Below are 8,287 nucleotides of genomic sequence, written 5' to 3'. Positions count from 1 at the left end.
GTAGCCATTTTCCTCAAGAAAAGCCTGGAGACGACGAGAATAGACGCCTGTCGCTTCAAAGACAATCTCAGGGTTGTGAACAGTTTTCAAATCGTCCAACAACCGAGTGAAGCCGATGGCATCACTCGGCATGGTATAGCCATGAACCTTCTCACCGTTGACTAGAATTGCCACTTCTGAACTTGTTTTACTCACATCAATCCCGAATACTGTACGCATGATATGTAACCGCCCCATAACGAGGTATCTACCGAGATTGTCAGTTCTCCAGTATACTGTTATAAAAACAAAACTGGAGGTTTTTTATGTCCCACCCCATCGTCCCATTGACTGTTCCCCAATCTCGACGCTTTGAGAAGAAGAGTAGGAATGATATTTTGATGAAAATTCGTCTCGGCAAAGTGGAAGTCACATTCTTCCACTCTATTAACCAAGAAGTATTGGAAACAATCTTGGATAAGGTACTAGTCTATGACCATCCGACTCAGTGATTTAGGACAAGTTTACTTGGTTTGTGGGAAAACAGATATGCGTCAAGGGATTGATTCCTTGGCCTATCTTGTCAAAAGTCAGTTCAATTTGGATCCCTTCTCAGGTCAGGTTTATCTTTTCTGTGGTGGCCGCAAAGACCGATTCAAAGCTCTTTACTGGGACGGACAAGGTTTCTGGTTGCTTTACAAACGCTTTGAGAATGGGAAATTGACCTGGCCAAGCAATGAAGAAGAGGTAAAAGCCCTCACTTGCGAGCAAGTAGACTGGCTGATGAAAGGATTTTCCATCTTTCCCAAAATAAATGCTTCAAAAAGTCGTGATTTCTATTGAAATCATGGCTTTCTTTTCGGTATAATAAAGAAAACTGGAGGGTGATACTATGGAAGAGTTAGTAGCCATTATTAAACAACAAGCAGCTGTTAACCAACAACTCACAAATGAACTTGCCCTCCTTCGTGAACAGGTGGCTTATCTGACTCAAAAACTCTACGGTAAGTCATCAGAGAAGGTTGTGTATCAACCTGGTCAGTTGAGTTTATTTGGTGAGGAAAGCTTGCCTGAAGAAGACGCTGACTTACCCAGTTGAAACAGAAACTATCACCTATAAACGCAAGAAAGCTAAGGGAGTTCGTCAGGCTATTTTTAGTCAATTCACTCCAGAGATGGTTCATCACGAATTACAGGGTGAAGACTGCACGTGTCCAGATTGTCATGGTCAGTTGAAGGAGATTGGCTCAGCCGTCCAACGGCAAGAGCTGGTCTTCATTCCTGCACAATTAAAGCGGATTGACCATGTCCAACACGCTTACAAGTGTCAGGCTTGTAGTCAGAAGAATCTGAGCGATAAGATTATCAAGGCTCCTTTAGTTCTGCCTCCATCATTGCCCATACGATTCATCAGAAGTTCAATCTGAAGGTGCCAAATTATCGGCAGGAAGAGGATTAGCATAAGCTTGGCTTGCCCATCACACGGAAAGAAATAGCGAACTGGCACATCAAGTCTAGTCAGTATTATTTCGAGCCAATTTATGATCTGTTGCACAAGAAATTACGGAAACAGGCTATTCTCCATGCGGATGAAACCTCCTATAAGGTCTTGGAAAATGATAGCCAGTCGACCTACTACTGGACCTTCCTGTCTGGTAAGCATGAGAAAAAGGGCATCACGCTCTATCATCATGACAAACGCCGGAGTGGTTTGGTTGTGAAGGAGTTTCTTGGGGATTACGCAGGCTACGTACATTGTGATATGTTACGGCAGTAACTTAGGACTTTAGTCCTCTAGTTCTGCCTATGCGATAGCAGTCCAAGCTTGAGGAACGAAGCGACGCTAAGCTTGGTAAACTGCGAACCGCTGGGTGCTTATCGCCAATTAGAAAAAGCTCAGCTAGTTGGTTGTTGGGCGCATGTCAGAAGAAAGTTCTTCGATGCAACCCCCAAGAAAGCAGACAAGACCTCTTTAGGGGCTAAGGGATTAGCCTATTGCGATCGCCTGTTTGCCTTGGAGAATGACTGGGTTGACCTCTCTTAGGAAAAAGTTCCAGAGTCAAATCGACTTTGGAACTTTTCAATATACTCCGTTATGGAGCGGTTACCATGATATTACCTCTTTATCTTGTTTGATTCCTTGTTTTAGTGATGTCATTTTCAATACTCGACGTCTAGCGTCCCACATACTTCGATAACATTCTCCCTAAAACAGGTGTCTTGCCAGTTTTGAGTACGACGTCCAGCGTCAAAAAGCCCCACGACTTCACAAGACACCTCTACTTTAACACAACGAAAAAGTAGTGACTACTCTCTCCCGTCGGAGATTTCCTCACTACTAATCTTAGTATGTTTTGAGAGTATGAAAAATCATGAGCGATAAATCGAACTTCTAAAGTCATCTGTATCTAAAAGATACGCTTTGAAAATCGCTTCATTGAGCCTCAAAAGGTTCGGTGTTGCTTTCTTAGCTTTTAATGCTGCTAAGTCTGCTTGAACGGCTTGATCAATCAATTGAGTTAATGTTGCTGCATCTGCAGTATAAGTCTGCTGATTGTATGTAAAACTTACTGGTTTTAACTGATTAACTTTATCTAAACGACGTTGGTACATCGCTTTTTTAAATTCATGGAAATTTGAAAACTTATCATCGGTAATTTTCTTGAGAATATATGAATCATTAAACGTTTCACCTGCAGCTCGTGCTTCAGCCCGATATTTATTTGATAAATAACCTAAAAATCCTTCATACCCCGTCTCAGCCAACAACTCATTAGCCAAGCGCTTAATACTTAAACTGTCTGAAGAACCATTCGGATTCGTCAACCCACTGTAGTTCGCTGCAAATAAATGTTCTGTTTCATAACCATTTTTCCCAATTTTTGCTTTATTACTATGGACACCATGTATTCCAAGCAGAATATCATTTTCTACTAAATTATCCACACTCTCTAAAGTAAGAGATTCCAAATCTTCTGCATTCAATTGGCGTATTCTCGATTCACCAAGATCGTTGATGCGTTCAATTTTCTTATAGAATAAGGCTTGATCGGCTTTATCTAATTTCACCAAAGCATTCCCAACCAAAGCTTCGAGCGTATAAATCACATCCATACGTCCTTGAAGATATTCTTTTAAGTCTTCTTGTGTTTGGAAACGGTCTGGTGATAAGTTATGCACACGATTATTCGCATATTTTCCACCATCCGCTATCGAATAGTCTATATTCGTATTGAGTGCAAAAATCTGATTCGTTGCTGAAGTAGTCGCTTGTAACAGACCTTGAGCATAAATTTCTGCACCAAAGGCTTCTCGACGACCATATCCACCGAGATAAACCGTTCCATCCATATTGTGAGTCATTTCATGCGTAAAGACTGACTGTCCATATTGATTTAGCATGCCATCTAATACGAAATGTACTAAAGACCCTGTCGCATATGCTCCTAAACCATTTGAAGTATAGTATTTCCCAATTGGTGCAAAGAAATCTGTCATTCGACTCGATGCTCCTTCTCCAAACTTAGGCATCCAATAAGTAGGCTTATTACCGAATTTTGGAATGAGATAACCATCCCATGACGGAATTGGCATCACATTGCGACTATACATTAGAGCTTTTACTTCTGGTCTAGCTATGCGATACCAAAAATCAAAATGGTCTCTTTGTGTTTTAGCAAAATAATCTACCAATTTATTGACACGATCAAGTTCACTTGCATATCTTTCAGGATTTGTTTCTTTAAGCGACATATCCATATATCTGTCGTACATACCAAACGATAAAGTTGTCATATTACTCATGATATAGATACCTTCAGAAGTCAGATTCAAAAGTGGCAAAATCATACGTGGATGATCAATTCGATTAAGTTGGTCATACACTTGATACATTTGATTTGGCAGCTCTTTCGATGGCACTTCTACGATATATGCTTTCGTTGCCGACTTAAACCACTCATTTTCACTGAGCGTCGTAAAACGTGTACGGTAGGCACTTAGATAATCACGAAGATTCGCATAACCAGATACTGGAGCAATCCATTTTGCATAGGTCGCAGGATTATTCTTAATATCCAATGCATTATTACCCATTCGACCAAGGTTAGCTAGCCACTCCAAACTATTCACTTGTGTTCCAAAGAAGTTTTGATAGAACGTAGCTAATTCTCCAACGTTCATCTCGTCAAATTGAATATTATACAAACGGTTAAGATAACTTGCACCCACAAGAATCGCAACAGCATTCTTTTTCATATAGTCCTTCATTTGCTCTTTCAGTGGCGTTGCAGTAAAATCTGCTGCTACACTTTGAGCGAGTGCTGCTTCAAAAACATCTTGAGCACGACTGTTAACTCGCATAAACGCATCTTTGAGATACAACACTTCTAAAATTCCTTCTTGATACGAATCAAGTGAATCGTGACTTGGGCTATCCGCTTCTCTTTCTGGATGACCTTGGGTTACTTTCCAAACATCTTCTGAGAAATAGGTTAATCCTGCTACTCGTTTCATTGCTGTGGCAATGACATCTGACGGATTAGTCATAAATTGTTCCGGCGTATAGAGCAATTCTGTTCCATTGATTCCATATTCTTGAATTGTGTCAGCAGCAAAAGATGAACCCGGTGTAATGTCTAAATATTCAACCTTGCCATCCTCATAGTTTAAAAGCAGACGATTGATAGCCGTCTTCTGATTATAAAGATTTGCAATGACTTCCTTATCTTTCATTGGGACAATCGAAACAAGTTTTGTTTTAAACAACTTACTTGAGGCATCAATCTTATTCCCTTGCTTAACGATATATTCACGATTATAAAACGGTAAGAGTTTTTCAGTATTGCGATAAGCAATTTCACGAGCTGCTTCATAGTGAGGCAAATTACGATAATCGATCACTTTCGAACTTTGTCCAACAAGTGATTCTTTATCCGATAAAGTGGCAGTTATATCCATTGCGTTCACTTTTTCAGCTACAGCTTCTGCCGAAATCAAACTTATTTTGTTAGACTGAACATTGGCAGTCGCTTTTCCTTCAACGCCATAGATCTCTGTTGCATTAATTCCGTCTCCTGTTCCATTTAAGGTAGAACCTTTTGTCACCGGAATTGCCGATACAATGCGAGTAAGGACTGCACGACCTGCACTACCACTAATCGCACCAACTCGTCCACCACCTTTATTATCTAATATCCCTTCCACATAGACATCAGATACCGTCACATTATTTGAAGCGACACCTAGAACGCCACCAAACTCTTGTGCTGCTCTCACATTAGTGTCTATCGCAACTTTTGCATGTACTTTTTGGATATTACTATTACCAATTTGTCCTACCACACCACCTGATTTCATTTCTGTATCAGTCGCTGTCGTTGTAATTTTCATATTAAGGTCTACATTGCGGATAGTGGTATTCGATTGAGCAGAATAGACTAAACCAGCTACATTATGTGGAGCAGTAATACTCCCTTCAATCGCTACATTTTCTATTGTTGTTCCATTTGCTTGGTTAACGAAGGCACCTACATTGGGTCTTGTTGACTGAATAGCTACATCAGATAGATTGAGATTAGATAGAGTTGCCCCATTTGTGCTTTCAAAGAGCGGAGCTTGCAAGCCATAAATCGTGTAATTCTTTCCATCATGGAGACCGTTAAGCGTACCTGTAAATGGAGCTGTGACATAGTTGGTCGCTGGTTTATCCATTTCTCTGGCACTCAAGTCAGCTCCCAGAGTAAACGTTCCGCTTGGATTGGCATTGATAGACTCAATCAAATCTTTGAAAGAAGTATAGATACCATTTTGTGCTGGAGCAATCCGACCAATCCTAAAGCTGTAGTCATCTTCATAATCACCTGCTGCATTACGTTGTACAAGCTCAGGATGAGTAGCAACTACTTTAAAACCATTACCGTCAGCTACGATTTCCTTGATGGGCAATTGCACTTCCTTGCCAGTTTCGGATACAAAGCTTGCAAAATAATCACCGACAGATCCAACTTCTTCTAAACTGATGACCTTTGTCTTAACTCCATTTTTGTAGGTGTAAAGAGCAAGATCACGTAGATTTTTCAGTTCAATCTGCTTGCGCTCCAAGACAAACGGTTCCACACGTTCTAGCATTTCACGCACTTGATCAGCTTCTGCATGATACTCAAAAATCGTTTTGAGCTGGTAGTCCACATCATAATCCAATCCTGGGATTACTGTTCCAGCCAACTCTTCCTTGGACAAGGTGACTTCTCTAACCAAGGTATCTCCAGAATAAATCTGGGCAGTGGCAGAAACAAAGGTATCGTCAGGGTCGGTCAATTGATACGTCAATCGAACTGACTTATCTTTCTCCTGCTTTTCTAGAGTTTGCAAATTCAAGATTGGCTTGGTAAGAGATTTGTTTTGCAGAGCCGCTTCTGCTGCTTCTAGATTTTTAAGGGCCTCTTCTGCCTTCTGTTGCGCTTCAGAAATGGATTCTGGACTAGCTGCTTGGTTTACAATGACAGCATTCGCCTCTGCTAGAATCTCGAGAGCTTTTTCTTTTGCTGCTTGATAGGCTGCCACACTTTCTGGTGTTTTGTTGATTGTATCAACTTCTTTTTGTGAACCTTGATCTAATTTATCAGTTGCTACCATCAATTCAAGTGGAGCAAGTGGCTTCGTTACAGTCAACACCTCTTCTCCTAGAACATCCGCATGTTTTTCTGGTTCTGGAGTGACAGTATCAGTTGGAGTTTCTGGTTCTACCGGACTAACTGGAACGACTGGTTCGGATGTAGACGGCGTTTCATTCTCTGGTTCCGCAGGAGTAACTGGAAGTTCTGACGAAGAGCCAGTATCAGGAGTCGGTTTTTCTGCCGGAGTTGGGGTAGAGGGAATTTCTATGTCCGGAGTTTCTTGTGTTTCATGCTCTGACGTTGCTGGATTAACCAGATCGTCTGATGGTACTGGTTTTTCTTGACTTGGATTGGATGGCTCAGTAAGAATATCTGTATATTCGTCATTAGGCGTAGATTCATCAGGAGTATTCTGGCCTTGCTCAGTATCAACATTTACTTCCTCAACTGATAAGGTTGTTTTTTCAACTGTTGGGACATTTTCACTTGGGACTTCATATTGTGGAACCTCTTCTACTGGTAAAGTCGGTTTCGTTACAGTCAACACCTCGCTTCCCAGAACATCATAGTGTTTTTCTGGTGTTGAAGTAATAACCTCTGTTGGTTCCTCTAGTTCTACTGGATTTGTTGAACCTTCTGCTGAAGAGTTAGTCTCAGGAATCGGTTTTTCTTCCGGAGTGGGAGCTGGGGCAACTGAAACTTCTGCTTCTGGGATAGCTAGTGTCTCATGCTCTGGGGTTATTGGTGCAGGAGAAACATTCGGCAAATTTCCCTTATCGAGAGTGGGAATTTGTTCTTTCGGAATTTCCGGCACTGGGCTAACAGGATCTTCCTTTATTGGGGAAATTGGCTTAGCCAGATTTAGCGTCTCTTCACTTGGAATTTCTGATGGAGAGAGCACTTCTTGCAGAAAGTCTGACTTTACTACTTCTTGATTCGTTTCTTCTAAAGGAGAAATACTTGATTGCTCTGTTTTTTCTGCAATCGTTTTCCTAGGTGTTTCAATAATATAACCAACAAAACGGTAACCCTCAATTTCGCGTACTGTTTCTGGTAAAATTGTCCCATTTGTGACATCAAATTCTTGGGTATAATAAGCAAATAGACTATGCGTAATAGCTGCGACTTCTGGTATCGGCAGAACCTGACCGAGACTGGTTACGACAAAAGCAGTTGTAAGCCAAACCTTCTTTTTCTTATGAAAGGCTACTGCACAAATCAGCAAGGCTGCGCCAGCTATTATTGGCAGAGCTGAAGAACCTTGACTACCAGTAGTTGGTAGTATTTCTTGACCACTTGATAAGGGACGATAGACCATGTAATAGGTCGTATCTCCAGAGACAAAATCAGATGGCAACGAACGTATGATGAGCTTTTTTTCATCTTCTGTTAGCTCTTCTTCACTAACATAATGATAGGTAATGTGAGCAGTTCCTTCTTGCTCATTAGCTTGAACAAGCGTTGGCGACAAAACACCAACTAAGCTCATTCCTAATAAAACAGATGCTGCACCAATTGAAAATTTTCGTATTGAAAAGCGACTAATCTGTCGATAAAATTCTTTCATGTTTATAATTCATTCCTTTCGTTTCACTCAAGGCACAACACTAAATGAAAATGTGTTGTGCTCTTTATTTTGCTCTATAATATAAAATGAGAAGGCCAATCACGACTACAAATCACGGGGAGGA

The 8,287-nt window shown here is 40.9% G+C and carries 5 protein-coding genes and 1 pseudogene; 4 read left to right on the top strand and 2 right to left on the bottom strand.

Features of this window, described 5'->3' with window-relative positions; all coding sequences use genetic code 11:
• A partial coding sequence (locus ABPH35_RS09580) for an IS110 family transposase (protein ID WP_368849769.1) occupies positions 1 to 219 on the bottom strand: 219 nt, incomplete at its 3' end.
• An 86-nt stretch (positions 220 to 305) separates the two neighbouring features.
• On the opposite strand from ABPH35_RS09580, the gene ABPH35_RS09575 reads away from it, so the two are divergent.
• From ABPH35_RS09575 to ABPH35_RS09560, 4 genes and pseudogenes are all read left to right on the top strand, one after another.
• On the top strand, positions 306 to 491 hold the full coding sequence (locus ABPH35_RS09575) for a hypothetical protein (protein WP_349988897.1): 186 nt from the start codon (positions 306 to 308) through the stop codon (positions 489 to 491).
• Entirely contained in the window at positions 472 to 822 is a 351-nt protein-coding gene (gene tnpB, locus ABPH35_RS09570; RefSeq protein WP_349989504.1) for an IS66 family insertion sequence element accessory protein TnpB, read from the top strand. The genes ABPH35_RS09575 and tnpB overlap by 20 nt, the downstream gene beginning before the upstream one ends.
• A gap of 49 nt (positions 823 to 871) precedes the next feature.
• A complete protein-coding gene (locus ABPH35_RS09565; RefSeq protein WP_349989503.1) occupies positions 872 to 1,078 on the top strand; it encodes a transposase in 207 nt (68 codons plus the stop codon).
• Positions 1,032 to 1,990, top strand: a pseudogene (locus ABPH35_RS09560) (IS66 family transposase); the annotation flags it as partial. The gene ABPH35_RS09565 and the pseudogene ABPH35_RS09560, both read left to right, overlap by 47 nt.
• 359 nt (positions 1,991 to 2,349) lie before the next feature.
• On the opposite strand, the gene ABPH35_RS09555 reads toward ABPH35_RS09560, so the two are convergent.
• Positions 2,350 to 8,163 (bottom strand): ZmpA/ZmpB/ZmpC family metallo-endopeptidase, encoded by a 5,814-nt coding sequence (locus ABPH35_RS09555; protein ID WP_349989502.1) that lies wholly within the window; start codon positions 8,161 to 8,163, stop codon positions 2,350 to 2,352.
• Between the last annotated feature and the right edge of the window lie 124 nt (positions 8,164 to 8,287).

It is taken from the genome of Streptococcus handemini (assembly GCF_040984445.1).
In the GTDB taxonomy this organism is placed as follows: Bacteria; Bacillota; Bacilli; order Lactobacillales; family Streptococcaceae; genus Streptococcus; species Streptococcus handemini.
This window is presented reverse-complemented; position numbering and strand designations above follow the sequence as displayed.